Source organism: Mycobacterium sp. Soil_C_30 (genome assembly GCF_057656995.1).
This window is the reverse complement of record NZ_JBDGJH010000001.1, coordinates 131121-151934: the sequence shown is the minus strand read 5'-3', so window position 1 is coordinate 151934 and position 20814 is coordinate 131121. Positions and strand designations below refer to the sequence as shown.

General features: G+C 70.1%; 7 protein-coding genes. 1 reads left to right on the top strand and 6 read right to left on the bottom strand.

Annotation, left to right across the window (positions count from 1 at the left end; all coding sequences use genetic code 11):
* Nucleotides 1-14: 14 nt before the first annotated feature.
* Genes AC3A6P_RS00645 through AC3A6P_RS00625 form a run of 5 tightly spaced genes read right to left on the bottom strand, consistent with a single transcriptional unit; the run spans nucleotide 15 to nucleotide 13792 of the window.
* A complete protein-coding gene (locus AC3A6P_RS00645; RefSeq protein ID WP_487687074.1) occupies nucleotides 15-5240 on the bottom strand; it encodes an amino acid adenylation domain-containing protein in 5226 nt (1741 codons plus the stop codon).
* A complete protein-coding gene (mbtD, locus tag AC3A6P_RS00640; protein ID WP_487687071.1) occupies nucleotides 5237-8227 on the bottom strand; it encodes a mycobactin polyketide synthase MbtD in 2991 nt (996 codons plus the stop codon). The genes AC3A6P_RS00645 and mbtD overlap by 4 nt, the downstream gene beginning before the upstream one ends.
* On the bottom strand, nucleotides 8227-9561 hold the full coding sequence (locus tag AC3A6P_RS00635) for a beta-ketoacyl [acyl carrier protein] synthase domain-containing protein (RefSeq protein ID WP_487687068.1): 1335 nt from the start codon (nucleotides 9559-9561) through the stop codon (nucleotides 8227-8229). Before AC3A6P_RS00635 ends, mbtD begins: the two co-directional genes overlap by 1 nt.
* The gene (locus AC3A6P_RS00630) at nucleotides 9561-10292 is read right to left on the bottom strand and encodes a thioesterase II family protein (RefSeq protein ID WP_487687066.1); all 732 of its coding nucleotides are present in this window, start codon (nucleotides 10290-10292) and stop codon (nucleotides 9561-9563) included. Before AC3A6P_RS00630 ends, AC3A6P_RS00635 begins: the two co-directional genes overlap by 1 nt.
* Nucleotides 10289-13792 carry a non-ribosomal peptide synthetase gene (locus AC3A6P_RS00625; protein ID WP_487687064.1) on the bottom strand — a complete coding sequence of 1168 codons (3504 nt, stop codon included), beginning with the start codon at nucleotides 13790-13792 and terminating at the stop codon, nucleotides 10289-10291. Before AC3A6P_RS00625 ends, AC3A6P_RS00630 begins: the two co-directional genes overlap by 4 nt.
* Nucleotides 13793-13893: 101 nt before the next feature.
* Here AC3A6P_RS00625 and AC3A6P_RS00620 point away from each other — a divergent pair, with 101 nt between their 5' ends.
* On the top strand, nucleotides 13894-15624 hold the full coding sequence (locus AC3A6P_RS00620) for a (2,3-dihydroxybenzoyl)adenylate synthase (RefSeq protein WP_487687062.1): 1731 nt from the start codon (nucleotides 13894-13896) through the stop codon (nucleotides 15622-15624).
* A 34-nt stretch (nucleotides 15625-15658) separates the two neighbouring features.
* On the opposite strand, the gene AC3A6P_RS00615 is transcribed toward AC3A6P_RS00620, so the two are convergent.
* The gene (locus tag AC3A6P_RS00615) at nucleotides 15659-20752 is read right to left on the bottom strand and encodes a type I polyketide synthase (RefSeq protein WP_487687060.1); all 5094 of its coding nucleotides are present in this window, start codon (nucleotides 20750-20752) and stop codon (nucleotides 15659-15661) included.
* Nucleotides 20753-20814: the final 62 nt, after the last annotated feature.

The window sequence follows — 20814 nt, the reverse complement described above, 5'->3', positions numbered from 1 at the left end:
CGGTTCGGCCGCGCTCACGTGCCCGAATCCGTGTTCGACAACGGCGCGGTCGACCAGGACGCCGCCAATTCGGCGAGTTCGTCGGCGGACAGACCGGATGCGCTCATCGGCGCATGGTGCACATCGTCGGGTTCGGCGGTGTCGTGGGCTTCGGCGGCTCTGGCTTCCACCGCGGCGGCCAGATCCGCCAGCACCGGGTGTTCGAACACCATGCGCGCGGTCAGCGGCAGCCCGGTTTCCTTGGCGCGCGAAGCGATCTGCACCGCGAGGATGCTGTCGCCGCCGAGTGTGAAGAAGTCGTCGTGACGGCTGATGTCGCCGCTGACTGCCAGCGCTTCGGTCAGCAGCCCGGCCAGCGCCCGTTCGGTGTCGGTGCCGGGTGGTTCGGCCGGCACGGCAACAGGTGCCGAGGTGGGTGGGTCGGCCCGGTGCCCGATGTGGTCGACGAACTCCAGCCGGCCGTCCGCCGTCCACCGGGCCCGGTCACCGCTGCGGTGGACCCGCGAGCCGGGTTGCCCGCCAACCGCATTGGGAACCAGACGTGTTGCCGTCCGGGCCGGCGAGGTCCACTGGGCATCGGCCAGTGGACCACCCCCGACATAGACGTCACCGACGACGCCGATCGGCGCGAGGTTCAGATCGTCGTCCAGGACGAGCACCAGACCTTCACCGAAATCCGCGATGCGCCGCTTCTCGTCGGCGTCGGTGAGCTCGATCTGGGCCAGCGTGCGGTCGGGATGGTCACCGAACGCCGTCAGCACCCGGCCGAGCCATTCCGAGAGCCGCTGCACGGTGTCGCGGCGGTACAACTCGGGACGGTAGATGATGTGACCGCGGTAGCCGTCCTCGCTTGCCCCGGGGGTGGCGTAGAAGTTCAGCGACAGATCGGCCTGTGCCAGGTCGAACGGCGGCTCCAGCGCGGTGAAGGTGGTCTCGCCCTCCGGCGAGGTGTCCACCACCCGTCCGGCCGGCAACTGCTCACGGACGTGCACCACCACCTGGAACACCGGGTTACGCGACAGCGACCGCGACGGGCTCACCGCGTCCACCACCTGATCGAACGGCAGGTCCTGGTTGGCGTAGGCCGCCAGAGCCATCTCGCGGGCCCGGGTGAGAACCTCACGCACCGTGGGGTTTCCACTCAGATCATTGCGCAGCACGACGAAGTTGACGAAGAACCCGATCAGCTGGTCCAGTTCGGCCTCGCTGCGGCCGGCCACCGGGGTACCGATCGCCACGTCCGGGCCGCCACCGGCTTTGTGCAACACCACCGCCACCGCAGCTTGCAGCACCATGAACTCGGTGACGCCTAGTTCACGGCCGATCGCGGCCAGCTTGTCGCGGGTGGCCGCGTCGATGTTGATCTCGACGGAATCACCGGCGCCGCTGGGCACCGGCGGACGCGGGAAGTCGTGGCGCAGCCCGGTCTCCTCGGGAAGACCGGCCAGGGTCTGCTTCCAGTACTCGCGCTGCGGGCCCATCACGCCGGCGTCGTCGGTGAACAACTCGGCCTGCCAGGCGCCGTAATCGGCGTACTGCACCGGCAGCGGCGCCCAGGAGGGGTGCTCCCCGGTCCGCCGTGCGCGGTAGGCGGTCAGCAGGTCGGTGAACAGGACGGTCGCCGACCAGTGATCACCGGCGATGTGGTGCAGCACCAGCGAGAGCACATGCTTGTCCGGGGTGGCCAGTACCGCCGCCCGGATGGGTAACCCGTGCTCGAGATCGAAGATCTGCTTGCGTTCACGGTCCAATTCGGCGCGCAGCCAGTCGTCGCCGTCCCCCTGCAGTCGACGCACCTCGACATCGGCGTGTGGGGCGATGATCTGGTATGGGACACCGCCGATTTCGCGGTAGCTGGTGCGCAGGATCTCGTGGCGGTCGACCACGTCGCCGACGGCCGCGGCCAGCGCTTCGGTGTCGACGGGCCCGTGCAGCTCCGCGGCGAACGGGATGTTGTTCACCGGGGTGGGGCCGTCGATCTGGTAGGCGAACCAGCTCCGCAGCTGCGACGCCGACAGCGGGGCGGGGCCGTCATGAGGGGTGGAAACGAGCCTGGGCCTGGCGGGGGCAGATTCGCCGGCGGCGGCAGCGTCGATGTGCTCCGCCAAAGCGGACACCGTGGCGAGCTCGAAGATCTCGCGGACCCCGACCTCCACGCCGAACTGTGCGCGCACGGCGGCGACGAGCTTGGTGGCCAACAGTGAATGCCCGCCCAGGTCGAAGAACGAGTCGTCGGCACCTACCCGGTCGCGGCCGAGGAGTTCGGAGAACAGTTGCGCGAGGCCACGTTCGGTATCGGTGCCGGGCTCGCGGAACTCGGTGGCCGCGATGATCTCGGGCTCGGGCAGCGCCTTGCGGTCGATCTTGCCGTGCGCGGTGATCGGGATCTCGTCGAGCACCACGTAGCCGGCGGGCACCATGTACTCCGGCAACGCCGCGGCGACCCGGGCCCGGATGCGGTCGACGTCCACCGAACCCGGCCCCTCGCCGCTGACCGGCGTCAGATATCCGACCAGACTCTTGCCCAGCTGCGGCAGATCACTGACCACGACGACGGCCTGTCCGACGGTGGGTTCGACGGAGATGGCGGCCGCGACGTCCCCCAACTCGATGCGGAAGCCCCGGATCTTGACCTGTTCGTCGGCGCGGCCGACGAACTCGATGTCGCCGTCGGCGTTGCGCCGCGCCAGGTCACCCGACCGGTACATCCGCGCCCCCGGCGTGAAGGGGTCGGCGATGAAGCGTTCGGCGGTGAGCCCCGGCCGCCGGTGATAACCGTGGGCGACATGGGTTCCGCCGATGTAGATCTCGCCGATCACGCCGACGGGAACTGGCTGCAGCGCATCGTCGAGGATGTGCAACTGGGTGTTGATCTTGGGGGTGCCGATGGGCACGATGCGGGTGCCCTGCTTGCCTTCGACCTTGAAACGGCTTGCGTTGACCACGGTTTCGGTGGGCCCGTAGAAGTTGTGCAACAGGGCGTCGAATGTGGCGTGGAACTTGTCGGCCACCTCGCCGGGCAGGGGTTCGCCGCCGATGGGCACCCGCTGCAGGGTGCGCCATTCGTTCACCCCTGGCAGCGACAGGAACAGTCCCAGCAGTGACGGCACGAAGTGCATGGCGGTGATGCCCTCGTTACGCAGCAGATCGGTCAGATACCCGATATCGCGCAGACCGTCCGGTTTGTGGATGACCAACCGCGAACCCATCGCCAGGGTGCCGAACACCTCGGCGATCGACACGTCGAAGCTCGGTGAGGCCACCTGGAGCAGGCGGTCGTTCTCGCCGGCATGGTACTCGCCCTTGAACCACACGAAGTACTCGGCGATGGGGCGGTGCGGCACCGGAACACCCTTGGGCAGACCGGTGGAGCCGGAGGTGTAGATGAGGTACGCGGTGTTCTCCGGTGTCACCGGCCGCACCCGGTCGGCGTCGGTCGGGTTGGTGCCCGGGTAAGAGGCTGCCTCGCGAACCGCTTCCCGCAGTACCAGTTTGGCGTCACAGTCGCCGAGGATGAATGTCAGCCGATCCTCGGGATAGGTGGGGTCGACGGGCAGGTACACCGCACCCGCCTTGGCCACCCCCAGCGCGGTGATGACGAGCTCGGGTGATTTGTCCAGCAGCACCGCCACCCTGTCCTCGGCGCCGATGCCCTGGGCGATCAGCCAGTGCGCCACCTTGTTGGCGGCCTCGTTGACCTCGCGGTAGGTGTGGTAGCGGCCCTCGTAGGCCATCGCCACCGCTTCCGGCGTGCGCGCCACCTGCTCCTCCACCAGTTCGGCGAGCGTCTTGGCCGGCGTTTCGAACACCTCGCCGTAGGACACCGTGCGCAGCCAGTCGGCCTCCGCCGGTGTCATGTACTGCAGCCGCGACAAGGCGGTGTCCGGCTCCGCCAGCACCGCCTCCAGCAGCACAGCGAAGTGGTCGAGCATCTGTGCCGCCAGACCGGAATCGATGATCTCGACCAGGTGCTCGACCTCGATCATGATCGCACTGTCATCGAATTCGACCATGAAGCCCAGCGGCAGTTGAGTGAGATGTGCTCGCAGCTCGGCACGTTCACAGTGCACGCCGGGTGGGGTGAAGCCGAACCGGTCAGGACCGCGGAAACCGAAACTCACGCGCGTCATCCGCTCAGCCCCGTGGCGTCGGTCGGGATTGAGTTCGCGCACCATCCGGTCCAGGCCCACCCGCTGGTGCGCGAACGCCCCGAGCGCGGTCTCGCTGGTCTGCGTCAGCAGATCCCGGAACGTCATGGTGGCCCGGGGGCGCAGCCGCATCGCGACGGTGTTGCCGTGGTAGCCGATGACATGTTCGGTGGTGGCGTCGCGGTTGAGCACCGGGGTGACCACCAGGAAGTCGTCGGCGTGGGTGTAGCGGTGCACCAGGGCGCCGAACACCGCCAGCAGCACCGCATAGGGTGTGGTGTCGTTTGTGCGGGCGAGTTCGGCGACCCGCGCAGCGGTGTCCCCGGTGAGTCGTACGGTACTGCGCGCCGACCGCCAGCTACTCGGTACCGCGGACCCCGACGGGCCCGGAAGCTCCAGCGGCTCGGGCATGTTCACCATCACCCGCCGCCAGTACTCGGCGTCCGCTTCCGCGGCGGCGCTGTCGTCACGCACGACGTGCGGCGGCTCCTCGCCGAGATCTGCGCCGGTGTAGGCAGCGGTGAGGTCGGCGAAGAACACCTCCCAGGAACCGTCATCCCAGGCGATGTGATGTGCCACCAGCAGCATCACCAGTTCGTCGTCGCTGACGCGGGCCACCGTGATCCGCAGCGGCGAGTCGGCGGTCAGATCGAACGGCGCGGCGAACTCCCGCTGCGCCAGTACCTCCAGTCGCAGTTTGCGGGCATGTTCGGCCAGATCCGAGAGATCGTGTTCGGCCCACCCCGGCCGCAGGCCGGCATGCACCCGGGCGTGCGGTTCGCCGTTCTCATCCGGGGTGTAGGTGGTGCGTAACACGCTGTGGCGGCGTGCCACCGCGTCGACTGCCTGGTGCAGCCGGGACACGTCGACATCGCCGGTGATCCGGTACGACAGGCACACGTTGAGCAGCGCGCCGCTGGGGTCGGCGGCGTGGGTGAACCACATCCGCAGCTGGCCCTCCGACAGCGTGCCGGCAGGCGGTGCCGCGGCCGGCGCCCCCGGCTCGGCCCGCAGCCCGCGCTCGGCGAGCTTGCGCCGCAGCAGTTCCAGCCGCTGTTCATCGATCCGGCCTGCGGTGTGGGTGTCAGTCACGTATCCACCTTCTGTGCGCTTTCTGGGTCTGCGGGCGGTGCGGCCGCGGCAAGCGTGGTGATCAGCTCGCTGCCGGTGACACCGCCCAGCAGGATGGCCAGTGAAACCGTCTGGCCGGTACGTCGTTTCATGCGTTTGCGCAGATCGAGGGCGAGCAGCGAGTCCACGCCCAGATCGAACAGCGAGGCGTCCAGGTCGAGCGTCGCCGGGTCGGCGACGTCGAGAACGGCCGCGAGTTCGGCCCGCACCACGTCGCCGGGATCGGTAGCGGTGGTCGCGCGACGCTGCGACGCAGCGACAACCGGTTCCTCGGCGTCCGGGGTACCGAGGAACCGTGACAACCGGTCCGGATCGGCGTCGAAGATCAGCGGATCGACCGGGTGATCGTAAAGGCTGGCTTCGATGGCCAGCTCCGGAGCCATGGCAAGCAGTCCGGCGCGCTGCACGCGAACCGTCTCGGCCGCGTCGACGATGCCGCTGTGCTGCCACAGCCCCCACCGGACGGCGACGCAGCGCCGGCCCTGTCCGCGCAGCTGGGCCGCTTGCACGTCGAGCATCCGGTTCGCGGCCGCGTACGCGGCGGTGCCTTTGCCACCCCAGGCGCCGATCACCGAGGAACACAACACGATTCGGGCATCGTCGCGTAGCGGCCACACATCTGTGACGGTGGCCAGCCCGGTGACCTTGGCGGACAGCGTGTCCCCCACCGCGGCCGCGGTGAACTGATCGCGGGTGTCCCAGCCGGCCGTGCCCGCGGCGTGGATGAGCAGCGAGGCGCCGTCTCCGGCGAAGTCGGCGGCGACGGCGGCCAGCCGGTCACGGTCGGTGATGTCGCAACGCGGTGAGACGATGTCGACGCCGTGCCGGTGCGCCAACTCGGCCAGCGTGGCCGGATCGGCGTTGCGCCGGCTCAGCAGCACGATCCGCTTCGCGCCGTGCGCGGCCAGGTATCGCGCGTAGTGCATCCCGATGGCGCCGGCACCTCCGGTGATCACCACATTCTCCAGCACCGAGGGCAGCGTCCATGCGGGCGGCGTGTACGCCTGCGAATCGGCGGCGTCGTGGAGCTCCCGCCGGTACAGCACGGTGCCGGTCTCGCAGGCGCGCACCGCCAGGTCGCCACCACCGGCGAGCAGCGCGTCGACGGCCACCAGCCAGCCGTCGAAATCGCCTGCCGGCAGGTCCAAGTGGTGGAAGTTCTGGTCGGGATGTTCGAAGGCCAGGCTGCGGTGCATGGCGGCCAGCGCGGCCTGCGCCGGCAACGGCAGCGGGTCACCCGGGGCGCACTGTTCACCGCCCGCGCTCAGCAACCAGACATCGCGGCATTCGGCTCCGAGGTCGCCGAGGTAATCGAACAGCCCGGTGCCGACCGCCGCCGCCAGCCCGGCGGCCGACGGCACCGCGTCCGGGTCGTCCAGCAGCGGGGCGACAGCGATCACCAGATCGGCCTCGGCGAGGGGCACTGTGACCGCGAGCCCGTGGGTGCCGACCGCGGCGACGACACGCTCACCGAGCCGGCCCGTCTCACCGAGCTGGACCACCGCGACCCTGCGCACCGCCTTCGGTGTGAAGACTCGTGTGGGGAGCCACTCCTCGGCGGCGATGGTGACCCGGGGCCGCGCGGGCAGCGGGTCCGGCTGCGCCCACATGGGCGTCGGGCGCATCGGTGCGTTCGGGAAGTTCCGCAGTACGGGTAGTCCGGGTTCTGCGTGCCGGTCCCGCCAGCGGTAGCCGGGATCGGAGACCGCCACGGTGGCGATGTTCTCGGCAAGCCGCCCGGCCAGTGCCGATGTGCGCTCCCCCGTCCCGACCAGCAGTGCCGAACCCGGTGCCAGTCCGGCGTGTTCGATCCGGTCCTCGATGGCGTGCAGTAGCGCAGGGTGGTTCGAAATCTCGATAAACTGTGTTGCCCCACAACGGATCGCCGTGTCGACCGCAAGGTCGAAGCGGACGGTGTTGCGCAGGTTGCGGTACCAGTATTCGCTGAATTCGGTGCCTCCGGCCACCACGTCGCCTGTCACCGATCCGACGAACTGCACGGCGCTGTCGGCGAAGCTCCCGTCGGGCAACGCCTGCTGCACTCCTGCCCGCAACGGTTCCAGCACGCTGGTGTGCACCGGGAAGTTCACGGTGATCTCGCGCGCCAGCTGGCCCCGCGCGTGAACGGTGTCGACGGCAGCCGTGACAGCGGCGCGGTCACCCGATACGGCCACCGACGCCGAGGCGTTGATCACCGAGAGTTCCAGCCAGCCGGGGGTCTCGGCGATCAGGTCATGCGCGGCGGCTTCGGGCAGCCCCAGTGCGGCGACCGCGTAGTCGCCGGGCAGCAGCTCGACCACGCCGGCGCGGGCGCCGAGAACCGCGACGGCGTCTTCGAGGGTCATCGTCTCGGCCAGGTAGGCCGCGGCCACCTCGCCGAGACTGTGCCCGACGGTGAGATCCGGTACCACACCGCAGGATCGCCACACCGCCGCCAGAGCGACGGCGTGCAGGAACTGAGCGCCCTGGACTTCGATCTCGGAGAACACGTCCGGGTCGGCGCGCGTGAGGAGGTAGGGCACCGGGGAGGCGAAGCCGGCCGAGGGGAACGCCGCCGCGCAGGCGTCGACCTCCGCCCGGTAGACCGGCAGCTCCCGGTAGGCGTCGGCGCCCATCCCCGGGTACTGGCCGCCCTGGCCGGGGAACACGAACGCGGTGCGGGTGGCCGCACCCCGAGCCGACGCGGCGGCCAGAAGGTGGTGGTGTCCCTGGACCACGGCGTGCAACCCCAGCGCCAGCTCGTCGATATCCGCGGCACGAATCACCGTGCGGTACCGTCGAATCCGGCGGGTGCGCGCCAGATGCGCCGCCACGGCGGCCACCGAGGCCACCGCGGGCGTCTGGTCCAGGTACCGCGCGATGGCCCGCGCGTCGTCCCGCAGGAGGTCCTCGGCATGCGCGCTGAGCAGCACGGGTACGCGCCCGTCCGGCCACTGGTCGTACGTCATCAGACCGCTTCCGGCATCGACACGATCACGTGGGTGTTGGTACCGCTCATCCCGAAGGCGGACACCGCCGCGGTGCGGCGGCCGTCGATCGCCGGCCACGGCGTCAACTTCTCCGCCAGCCGCAAACCCTGCGCTTCCCAGTCGATCTCACGGCTCGGCTCGTCGGCGTGCAACGTGGGTGGCACCGTGGCGTGCTCGGCGGCCACCAGCACTTTGGCCAGCCCCAGCGCCCCGGCAGCGGCCTGGGCGTGCCCGAGGTTGGATTTCACCGATCCGAGCAGTGCACCACGGCCCGGCGCGGTGGTCCCGTAGGTCTGGACCAGCGAATGCAGCTCGGTTCGGTCACCGAGCCGGGTGCCGGTGCCGTGCCCTTCCAGCATGCCGACGTCCTCGGGCTGCAGGCCCGCGCGTTGCAGAGTGCGGCGGAACAATCTGGCTTGCGCCGACTCACTCGGTGCGGTCAGCCCCGTCGTGCGGCCGTCCTGGTTGACGCCGCTGGCGCGGACTTCGGCCAGCACCACTCGGCCGTCGGCGAGCGCGCGGGACCTGCGCTGCACAACGAACATCCCGGCTCCTTCGGCCCACACCGTGCCACTGGCGTGTGCGCTGTAGGGCCGGCAGTGGCCGTCATCGGACAGCGCGTGCTGCTTCGAGAATTCGACGAAGTAGCCGGGGCTGCCCATCACCGCGACGCCACCGGTGATCGCGAGATCGCAGTCCCCGCTTCGTACCGCCTGCACCGCGGTGTGAAACGCCGCCAGCGCCGACGAGCACGAGGTGTCGACGGTCATCGCGGGGCCGGCCAGATCCAGGGTGTAGGCGATGCGGCCCGAGATGACACCGAGAGAGGTTCCGGTGATCAGGTGTCCGCTGTGATGGGAGAACTCCGACAGTGGCGGGCCGTATTCCAGCGTCGAGGCGCCCACAAAACAACCGACGTCATGGCCGGCGAGGTCGTCGGGGTTGATGCCACTGTTCTCCAGCGCTCGCCAGGCCAGTCGCAACGCCACCCGTTGCTGCGGGTCCATGGCAATCGCTTCGCGCGGTGAGATGCCGAAGAACTCGGGATCGAATACCGCGGCGTCGCAGAGGAATCCGCCCATGTCATGGATACGTTTGAAGCCGTCGCGCCGGGAGCCGTCGAACAGGTCACGCAGTGACCAGCCGCGGTCGGTGGGAAACGGGCCCAGCGCCTCGCGTTGATCGGACAGCAGTTCCCAGTAGGTGTCGGCGGAGTCCACGCCACCGGGAGCTTCCAGCGCCATGCCCACGATCACGATGGGGTCCTCATCGGACCCCGGAACGCGGGCATCGTGGGCGGCGCCGGCCGGCATCAGGCATTCACCTGCCGAACCAGGGTGTCGCTGTGGTCGTTGAGGTAGAAATGGCCCCCGTCGAACAGTTCGAAGCTGAAGGCGCCGGTGGTGTGGATTTCCCACTGCCGCAAGGAGTCTGCGTCGACGCGGCGGTCGGCGGCGCCGCCCAGCGCGTGGATGTCGGCGCTGACGGTCACCGTGGTGTCGCGGGTGTAGCGATTCCACGCCGCGTAGTCGGCGCGCACCGACGGCAGCAACAGGTCGATGAAATCCTCGTCGGCCAACAGCCGGGGGTCGGTGCCGCCGAGAGCCACCATGTCGGCCAGCAGCTCGCGATCGGTGGTGGGAACGCGCGCCGAAGCGGCGACCGCGGACGGTGCCTGGCTTGCCGACGCCCACAGGTGGGTCACGGGGATCCCCCGTTCCCCGGCGATGCGGGCGAATTCGAAGGCCACCAGCGCACCCATACAGTGACCGAACAACCGGAGCTCACCGACGGTGGACCAGTCACCGGCGTCGACCAACTCGGCGGCCAGTTCCTCGATGGTGTCCGGCGCGGGGTGGGCCAGCCGGTCGGCGCGCTGCGGGTACTGCACGATGTAGGTGTCCGCCCCACCGGCGGCCACCGCCGACGCGAACGTCCGGTAGGCCGCGGCCGCGCCACCGGCGTGCGGGAAGACGATCACCGAACGGTCCGCGCTTCCCGGGAAACGCTTGATCCACGGTGTGAACCCGAGCTGATTCGTCATGACGCCGGCGTGGAGTCGAGTGCCGTCAAGACCTCCGCGCTGTCCATCTGGGTGACTTCGAGGTAGAGCTCGGCCACGCCCTCCAGGCGCGTGCTGTCCTTCTCGTGGTCGATCAGGAGCCGCGCCAGAGCGGCGACGGTGCGGGCGGCGAAGATGTCCGACACCGCGACGTGCGGCGCGTCGAGCCACTCCCGCACGCGCGCCACGGTCTGTGTTGCCAGCACCGAATCCCCACCGCGGCCGAAGAAGTCGTCGTCGACGCCGATGCCGTCTGCGCCGAGAACCTCGGACACGATACGAGCCAGCGCGCGTTCCAGCGTCGTCGACGGAGCGGTGAACGCGGCTGCCTCGGCGGAGCCCAGTTCAGCCGAGCTCCGCTCGAGAATCGCAGCGACCGCGGTGCGGTCGATCTTGCCGCCCGCGGTGAAGGGGATGGCCTCCACCAGTGATATGTAGGTCGGAACCATGTGCGGGGGAACGAATCCCGCCACTTCGGCGCGGAGCCGTTCGACGGTGAGCGCGGTATCGGTGACGCGCACGATGGCGGCGAGTTGCTGTTGACCGTCGCGGTCACCCGGGACGGGCAGCACAGCGGCCACGGCGCCGTCGACACCATCGATGCGGTTGAACGCGCCCTCGACCTCACCGAGTTCGACCCGGTAACCGCTGACCTTGACCCGGTGGTCCGCGCGGCCGACGAATTCCAGTGCGCCGTCGGGCCGATACCGCACCAGGTCGCCGGTGCGGTACCAGATGCGGCCGCGGTGTTCGACAAAACGTTCCGCGGTCAGGTCCGGGCGCCCGCGGTAGCCGAGCGCGATGCCGCGTCCCGACACCCAGAACTCACCGGGAACCCAATCGGGGCAGTCTGTTCCGTCCGCGGCCACCACGCGGCAGGCATTGTTCGGCAACGGCAGGCCCAGCGGGATCGACGACCAGTCCCCCGGCAGCTCGGCGGGTTCGCAGATGGTGTTGTGCGTCGCGGTCTCGGTGGCACCGCCCAGGCCGGCGGCACGCACACCGGGTGCCTCGGCGCGCAACACCCGGATCAGCTCGGGGCGCACCCAGTCACCGCCGGTGGGTACCACACGAACCGAACCCAGCTTGCCGTGGCCGACCTTGGTCAGCATCTCCAGCCACCCCGGCATGAAATGCAGGACGGTCACCCGGTGATCGGCGATCAACTGCGCCCAGGCGTCGGGATTGCGGCGGTCGTCCTCGTCCACCACCACGATCGAGGCGCCCGCGCGAAGCATCCCGAAGATGTCGAGCACCGACAGGTCGCCTTCGAGCGTGGACAACGCCAGATTGCGGTCCCCGGGCCCGATGCCGAAGTGGCGGTTGATGAACTCGACGGTGTTCATCGCCGCGTCGTGAGTGACCTCGACGCCCTTGGGTTCTCCGGTGGAGCCGGAGGTGAAGAGTATGTAGGCCAGTGTCTTCGGGTCGACGCGAGGCGCCTCGGTTCCGGCGGCCGTCGCCAGGCCCTCCTGGATGGCGTCGGCCACCGTCAGCGCGGGAACCGGAATGGGGTCAACCCGATTGCCGCACACCAGGACCGAGTGCACACCGGCGGTCTGCAGGATCCGGTGGGCGCGGTCGGCGGGCTGGTCCACCCCGATCGGGAGGTACGCCGCGCCGGCGGCGGTGATGCCCAGCAACGCCGGAATCTGCTCGGCGTTCTTGGGTCCCATCACGGCCACCACGTCACCGGCCCCCACACCGCGCGCTCGCAGTGTGGCCGTCACCGCCAGCGCCTGCTCACGCAGCTGCGCGTAGGTGAAGTCACCGAGGCTGCTGAAGACCGCGGGCGCGTCGGGATGGGTGGCCGCGCAGCGGAAGAAACCGTCGGGCAACGCATCTCCGCTCGGGGCGGTGGTGACACCGTTGAGCTGGTCGCGGATCTGCTGCTGGCCGGCGGGTACCGAGGGCGGGTCGGGAAGGTCCCAGGCGGCGTCGTCGGCGGCGAGACGGTTGATCTCGGCCAGGTGATAGGCGAACATCGCGTCGATGACGCCGGGCCGGAAGGCTTCCTCGCGCACGTCCCAGTTGAGCAGCAGACCACCGTCGAACGGCGTGATCTGCGCGTCGAGCAGCACCTGCGGACCCTGCGAGATGTGCCACACCGGGGTGCCGAACTGTTCGGTGACGTCCCCGGCGAACAGGTCGCCGAGGCCGAGCGCGCTGGTGAACACGAACGGCGCCAACACCTGGGTACCGCGGTGTCGGGTGAGGTCACGCAGCACCGACAAACCGGAATAGCTGGAGTGCCGGGCGGTGGTGTGCAGGCTGTCCTGGACCACCTGTGCGCGTTCGGCCGCGGTGCTGGTGCCGGTCAGGTCGATGTCGAGCATCAGCGACGAGGTGAAGTCACCGACCAGCTTGTCGACGTCCGGGTGGTACGGCTCGCGCCCGAACATCGGCAGGTTCAGCATGAAGTGGGAGTTGGTGGACCAGCGCCGCAGGACACCGGCATAGGACGCGGCCACCGCCATGGCCGGGGTGATGCCGCGGCGCTGTGCGGCGGCGAACAGCGCCGCCTTGGCCGCGGCGTCGAAGAAGTGGTGACGCCGGGTGTTGCGGCGCGGATTGACCTGCTCCGACGGCGGCACCAGCGGCGGGGCGGGCGGCTCGGGCAACTCCGGGATGCGCTCGGCCCACCACCGCTTGTCTTCTTCGGTGGGCGCCGGGTGTTGGGCGGTGAACGCCGACCGATACTGGCGGTAGGTGTATCCCAGCGCCGGCAGCTCGTCACCCTTGTAGAGCACTGCGAGGTCGGCCATGAAATTGCGGTAGCTCACCGCATCGGCGGCTTGCATGTCCAGGTCGACGTGCACGCGGGTGCGGTCGCCGGGCAGCAGGGTGAGCGCGAGTTCGAGGACCTCGCCGTCGAGGATCTGGTGACTCTTCTGATCGCGGATGAGCTCGAGTTGGTCGTCGGCCGCCGCGGCGTCCAGGTGGCGCAGGTCGGTGATCTTCGGCACCAGGGTGCGGTCGGTGATGCGCTGGGTGCCGTCGGGCAGGATCTGCACCCGCAGCATCGGGTGCCGATCGGACAGCGCCTTGGCGGCGACGCGCAGCCGGTCGGGATCGACACCGGCGCCGTCGAATTCGACGTACAGGTGGGCGGCCACCCCACCGAGTTCCTGATCGGTGTTGCGGCCCACCCACAGCGCGTGCTGGATCGGGGCGAGCGGGAACGGCTCGGCGGGGTCGTCCGGTTCCCGCCCGACGTCGCCCGCAACCACCTTCGACGTTGCCGGCGCGGTGCGTTCGGTGACCAGATCGATCCATGCCGCAACAGTGGGATTCTCGGCGAGCGCCGCGAATCCGACGTCGATTCCCTGCTTACGCCAGCGCCCGGACAGCGCCATCATGCGGATGGAATCCAGGCCGGAGGCGATCAGGTCGGCGTGCGGGTCGAGGGCGTCGGAGCTGATGCCGAGGAGTTCTGCCACCTCGTCACGAACGGTGTCTGCACCCGTCGCAGCAACACCCACTTCACTACCTCCGACAATTAGTACAGGCTGCCCTAACTTCGAAGACGCTACCTTATATTCGGGTGACCGAACACTCCTACCCAGAGGGGCCAAACCGAGCGATGAGCACGGCATTCGAGCGTCAGCAGACCGGAGAGCCGGACCACTTCGCGGACCTGATCCGCGGGTTTGTGCCCTTCCCCGCCGACCGGGCCGAGCAGTACCGGCAGGCGGGTTTGTGGACCGGCGAACCGCTGGACTCGATCCTGCGCGACGGGGCCGCCAGGTGGCCCCAGCGAACTGCGATCGTCGACGTCGACAGCAGCTACACATTCGCTGAGTTGGATGCCGTGGCCGACCGGATCGCCGCCGGTATCGCCGCGCTGGGCGTCGTCCCCGGCGACCGGATGCTGCTGCAGCTGCCCAATACCTGCCAGTTCGCGGTGGCGCTGTTCGGCTTGCTGCGGGCCGGCGTGGTGCCGGTGATGTGCCTGCCCGGGCATCGCCTCGCCGAGATGGGACATTTCGCCGAACTCAGCGGCGCAGTCGGCGTGGTGATCGCCGACAGTACGAAGGCATTCGACTACCGCGGGATGGCCGCCCAGCTGGTTGCCGACCACGCCGGCCTGCGGCACGTCATCATCGACTCCGGGGTGACGAAACGCCCGAGGAACCAGGGGGCTGAGAGCAACCCGCAATCGGGGCAAGGGGCGGGCGGGTTCATCTCGTGGTCGTCCCTGACCGAGTTCAGCGGGCCGCCGGCCCCGCCGCGTGCACCCGTCGACCCGTCACTGCCCGCGCTGTTGCTGGTTTCCGGAGGGACCACCGGCCTGCCGAAGCTGATCGCGCGCACCCATGACGACTACCTCTACAACACGCGCGCCTGCGCACGGGCCTGCGAGATGACGGAGGCGGACACCTACCTGGTGGTGCTGCCGGCCGGGCACAATTTCCCTTTGGCCTGCCCGGGCCTGCTCGGCTCCATGTCCGTCGGCGCCAAGACGGTGTTCACCGCCGACCCCAGCCCGGAGGCCGCGTTCGCCCTGATCGACGAACACCAGGTGACCGTGACCGGGCTGGTGAACGCGCTGGCCAAGGTGTGGACGCAGGCCTGCGAGTGGGAACCGGTGCTGCCGACCTCGCTGCGGTGGGTGCAGGTGGGTGGCTCCCGGATGTCGCCGCAGGAGGCCGAGTACATCCTCGACGGGCTGACCCCCGGCTTGTCGCAGATCTTCGGGATGGCCGAGGGCATGCTGAACTTCACCTACGTGGGCGACCCGCGTGAGGTGGTGCTGCACACCCAGGGCCGGCCCATGAGCCCGATGGACGAGATGCGGGTGGTCGACGAGACCGGTGCCCCGGTGCCTGCCGGACAGGACGGCGAGTTGCTGGTGCGCGGGCCGTACACCATCAATGGCTACTACCGGGCCGACGATGCCAACGCCCGGTCGTTCACCCCGGACGGCTTCTACCGATCCGGCGACCGGGTGCGCGTCTTCGCCGACGGACCGAAGGCGGGTTACGTCGAAGTCGTGGGGCGCCTCAAGGACGTCATCCACCGAGGCGGCGAGACGGTCTCGGCGACCGACCTCGAAGACCATCTGCATACCCACCCGAAGATCGTATTTGCCGCCGCCGTACCGCTACCGGATGAGTACTTGAGCGAGAAGATCTGCGCGGCAGTGGTTTTCAGTGGAGCGCCGATCACACTGGCCGAGCTGAACGCCTACCTGGACGAGCGGGGGGTGTCGGCACACGCGCGGCCGGATGTGCTGGTGCCGCTGCCGTCGCTGCCCAAGACCGCCGTGGGCAAGGTGGACAAACCGAGGCTGATCACGCAGCTGCTGGGCTGAGCGGCGGCCCTCCCAACCCATGGGACTCGTGGTTTCAGGAAACGGCCGCAGGCTGGTCGGCCCCGTCCAACAGCTCGACGATACGTGCGGTGACGGCCGCCGCGGTCGGGTGCTCCCACAGCAGGGTGGGCGGCAGCGCGAGGCCGGTCTGCTTCTCCAGCTGACGCCGGACCGCCACGGTCATGATCGAGTCCACCCCGATCTCCACCAGCGGCATCCTCGGATCGACACCGTCCTCGGGCAGGCCGAGCTCGCCGGCCACCGCCGCCAGCACCTGCTGGGCCGCCCACACCGCGGTGTCGACCTCACCGGGGCCCACCGCGCCGGCGGGCGCCGCGGTGTCGGGTTCGGCGGTTGGGGCGACAGCGGCGAGCATCGGCACCGACGCCGCTGCGGGCAACACCGGTAACACCACCAGATGCGCGCGGTCGGCCCGGATCGCGGCATCCAGCGCCCGCAGAGCGTCGTCGGCTCCGACGGTGTCCATACCGAACGCCTCGAGCTGGGCGGCGATGAAGCCGGAGGTCGAGCCCATGCCCAGTCCGCGCCACGCCGTCCACGCGACGCTGGTGGTGCGGTCCCCGAGGTTGCGGCGGTGCTGGGCGAAGGTGTCCAGGAACGCGTTGGCGCTGGCGTAGGCGCCCTGACCGGGGAAGCCGGGCAGGTAGCCGCACGAGGAGAACAGCACCATCCAGTCCAACTGTCCGGGGGCGAACACCTGGTGCAGGGCCAGCGCGCCGTCGACCTTGGGGCGCATGGTCGCGGCGAAATCACCTGCGGTGGTGTCGACCAGCAGCGCGCCGGCCTCGACGCCTGCGGCGTGGACGACACCGCGCACCGGGGGCAGATCACGCAGTGCTGCCCGCACCGCGTCGGCGGCCCCGGGTGCGCCGATGTCGACGGCGGCGACGTGCACCGACACCCCGCGGTCCTCGAGGGCCGTCACCGTCCGGACGGCGTCGTTGTCGGCAAGGTCGGGCCAGGCGCCGCGCTCGGGTATGCCCGACCGCGACAACAGCAGCAGCCGCCGCGCGCCGAGGTCGGCAAGTCGCTGCGCCAACCGCAGGCCCAGTGCCCCGGTGCCGCCGGTGATCACATAGGTGCCGCCCGGTGAGCAGCTCAGCGGCTCCCCGTCGCCGGGGGTCGCGAACTCCAGTTTCGCTGCCCGGGCAACCCCGTCGCGCATCACCACCACGCCATTACCCGACAGTGACGCCAAGGCGCTGAACGGGATTCGGGCATCCGCCAGATCCAGCACACCACCGAACAGCCGAGGATGTTCGGCGGCGGCCACCCGCGCCAGCCCGAACAGCGGGGCATGGGTCACGTTGTGGCCTTCGTGCACCCGCTGGGTCAACACCCACAACCGCGCCTGGCTGCCGGCCACATGCAGACCCGTCAAGGTCCGGCGCACCAACTCCACCGAGGCCTCGGGGGTGTCATCGGCCCGCGGCAGCACCAGCACCACTGCACCACGGGCGAGGCCGGTGGGCACCTGCTCCGGTTCGGTCACCACCCGGTACGGCACGGCATCCGCTGCCAGGTCGGGTACCACCACCGCCAGCGTGCCGGCGTCGCCGCCGACCAGGACCACTTCGTCGGGCCGGCGGTCATCGTCGAAATCGACTGCGTTCCACACCAACTCATGCAGAAGACGGCCGGTGTCGGGACCGGCTGGATTCTCCAGTTCCTCGAACGTCATGCCGTCCAGCCACACCAGCGCCGCACCCGTTGCATCACTGATCGTGACATCGGTGGTGGTGGTGCCGGGGCGGCGCCGCACGTGGATCATCGCGACCGATGGCGCATTCCCCCGCACGTGCACGCGGTCGATGCGCGCGGGCATCCGCAGCCGGGGAAGGCCCTCGGACGGACCGGAGAACACCGTCGACGCCGCCGATGTCGCGGCATCGAGCAGACCCGCCCAACTGGACGGCACCGAGCCGTCGTCCTCGGCGGACACCCGGGCCAACAGTTCACCGTCACCGCGGCGCAGATCCAGTATCTCCCAACCGAATCCCATGGCCGCGACGCCCAGCCCGGCCAGGGTGTACACCACATGGTTGGGCGGCAACGACTCCGGGCACCGGGGTGCCACGCCGGGTATCGCCGCAAGGTCGGGGGCCGCGGTGGCCGCGGTGCAATGCGTCAGCCAACCCCCGTCGTCGTCGAGGAGTCGGGTCGACAGGCTCAACGCCCGGTCCTGCAGCACCACCTGGACGTCGCGGGCGCGACCCGGGGCCACCGGGGTGCGCAGCCGTACGTCCACCAGATCGGTACCGGCGGCAGCCAGAAAGGTGTTCAGAAGCACTGCGGCAGGAACGATCTCGGTGCCCTGCACGGGGTGATCACCCGGATACGGCCGGGTGTCCATGTCCACCCGTGTCTGCCAGACCCGGGCCGGGACGGCGCCCGTCACGTCCAGCGGGCCGCCGAGCAGCGTGTGGCTGCCGATGTCGTGGACGCCGCGGCCACCGGGCGGTGGTGTCGGGGTGCGCCAGAAGTTCCGGTGCTGCCACTGGGTGCCCGGGAGGTCGGGTGCCCAGGCGTGCCCGGGGGCGTTCACCGGCGCGCCGTGGCAGTACAGCGCCGCCACCGCGGCCGACAGCGCCCGTGTCTGCGGCTGGTCGCGGCGGAGCACCGGAATGACGGCCGGTTCGGCGATACCCAGCTGGGTCAGCGTTTCGACCACGGAGTGTGACACCACAGGGTGGGCGGACACCTCGAGGAACAGGCGGTGCCCGTCGTCGGCCGCCGCGGTGACGGCTTCGGCGAACCGGACCCGGCCCCGCAGATTCACCACCCAGTAGTCGGGGCCGCGCGGGGCCGTCGACCGCGGATCGGACAAAGCCGTGGTGTAGAGCGGGACCACCGCGTCCCGCGATCGCGGCAATGACGCTGTGAGACGGGCCAATTCGCCGGTCAGCGCATCCATTGCCGGGCTGTGGAACGCCACATCGGTGGCCACCCGGCGCACCATGATCCCCTGATCGGTCAGCTGCGTGCACACCTGGTCGACGGCGGCGGCGGCACCGGAGATCACCGTGGACTCCGGGGAGGAGCTGATGGCGGCCACCACGTCGGGGTGGGCAGCCAGCCGCTGCTCGGCCTCGGCGAACGGCAGCCGCACCAGCGCCATGGCGCCCTGGCCCATCACGGCACGGAATCCGCGGGCCCGGTAGCAGGCCACGTGGGCGCCTTCCTCGAGGCTCAGCACGCCGGACACCACGCAGGCGGCGACCTCGCCGACCGAATGCCCGATCACGGCGGCCGGCCGTGCGCCCCGCTCACGCAGTACCGCGGCGAGCCCGACCTGCATGGCGAAGGTGAGGGCCTGCACCCGGTCGGTGCCGCCGAGGTCACCGGTGCGCAGCGCCTCGCGCGGCGAGAAGCCCAGTTCGGCACGGAACACCGGGGCGACGGCATCGATGACCTCGGCGAAGCGGGGCTCGGTGTCCAGGAGCTCGGAACCCATTCCCGCCCAATGCGATCCGTGCCCGGAGAACACCCACACCGCACCGTTCTCGGCGTTGTCGACCACCGTCCCGGTCAGCACGCGGGGGTCACGGTCGCCGGCGGCCAGCGCGCTGAGCCCGGCTACCAGATCGGCGGTGTCGTCGGCGACGACCGCGGCCCGGACCGGTTCGTGGGAGCGCCGGTTCCACTGCGTGGTGGCGATCTGCGCGACCGGCTGATCCGTCAGGTGCGACGCCAGCACCTCGGCTTGCCGCACCAGCCGGCTCTGCGACCGGGCGGACAGCGGAACCACCGCAGGTGCAAGGGCTTTGACGGTTTCCAGGGGCGCCGACGGCGGCGCCTCTTCCAGCAGTACATGGGCGATGGTGCCGCCGTAGCCGTAGCTGCACACCGCCGCCCGCCGCGGTGCGCCGGCGCGGCGGGCCCAGGGCTGCGCCGTGGTGGGCACCCGCAGCCCGCTGGTGGCCCAGTCGACGGCCGGGGTGAGCGTGCGGATCCCCGCCGTGGGCGGGATGGCTTCGTGGTGCAGGGCCAGTGCGGCCTTGATCAGGCCGACCACACCCGCACCACCTTCGAGGTGGCCGGTGTTCGGTTTGACCGAACCGACCGCGCACGGGTCTTCCGGCGGGCGGGCAGCCCCGTAGACCGCGGCGAGCGCGTTGAGTTCCACCGGGTCGCCGGTGGGAGTGCCGGTGCCGTGCGCCTCGATGAAATCGACACTGCCCGGCGGTACGTGCGCCACCTCGCAGGCGCGGCGGAACAGATCGGCTTGGGCGTCGCCGTTGGGAGACATGATGCCGACGGTGCGCCCGTCCTGGGCCACCGCTCCCCCGCGGACCACTGCCAGCACCCGGTCGCCGTCGCGCTGGGCGTCGGCCAGGCGTTTGAGCACCACCACGGCGGCGCCCTCGCCACGGCCGTAGCCGTCGGCCGAGGCGTCGAAGGTCTTGCAACGGCCGTCGGGGGCGGTGGCCCCGGCCACGTCGAGCACCCGGGTGAGGCCGGGCCCGATCAGCGCGCTGACACCCCCGGCCAGCGCCAGCGAGGTCTCGCCGTCGCGCAGCAACTGACAGGCCTGGTGCACCGCGACCAGGGAGGCCGCGCACGCCGCGTCGAGAGCCACGCTGGGTCCGCGCAGGTCGAGGAGATGGGACACCCGGTTGGCGACCCCGCACAGTGACGTCCCGATACCGCTCCAGGCCTCGATCCCCGGCAGGTCTTCCATGATGAGCTTGCCGTAGTCGTCGGAGTTGACGCCCATCAGCACGGCGGTGTCGCTGCCCGCGACCGAGCGTGGCGGCACGCCGGCGTGTTCGAGCGCTTCCCAGCAAACTTCGACGGCGAGGCGCTGTTGGGGATCCATCAGCTCGGCTTCCCGCGGTGACACCCCGAAGAACTCGGCGTCGAAGGCGGGCAGATCGTCGAGGAAGGTTCCCCAGGGCGTGGTCTCCTTGAGCACCGCGGCGTTGCGTGGGTCCCGGCGCAGATAGGGCGCCCAGCGCTCGGCGGGGATCTCCCGGACCGCGCTTCCGCCGGCCAGGAGAAACGACCAGAACTCGGCAGGGGTGGTGACGTCGCCCGCCAGCCTGCAGCCGATGCCGACAATGGCGATCGGTTCGGGGGCGTCGCCCGGGGTGCGGTGTGGTGTCACGTCAGGCGGTCCCGTGGCCTCTCACGGGAGTCTGGGTAGGCTTGCCTAAGTACACGTGCATG

Excerpts from the sequence above, each read along its gene's own strand:
- mbtD (WP_487687071.1), bottom strand. The coding sequence starts at position 8,227 with ATGACGTACGACCAGTGGCCGGACGGGCGCGTACCCGTGCTGCTCAGC.
- AC3A6P_RS00635 (WP_487687068.1), bottom strand. The coding sequence starts at position 9,561 with ATGCCGGCCGGCGCCGCCCACGATGCCCGCGTTCCGGGGTCCGATGAG.
- AC3A6P_RS00630 (WP_487687066.1), bottom strand. The coding sequence starts at position 10,292 with ATGACGAATCAGCTCGGGTTCACACCGTGGATCAAGCGTTTCCCGGGA.
- AC3A6P_RS00620 (WP_487687062.1), top strand. The coding sequence starts at position 13,894 with ATGAGCACGGCATTCGAGCGTCAGCAGACCGGAGAGCCGGACCACTTC.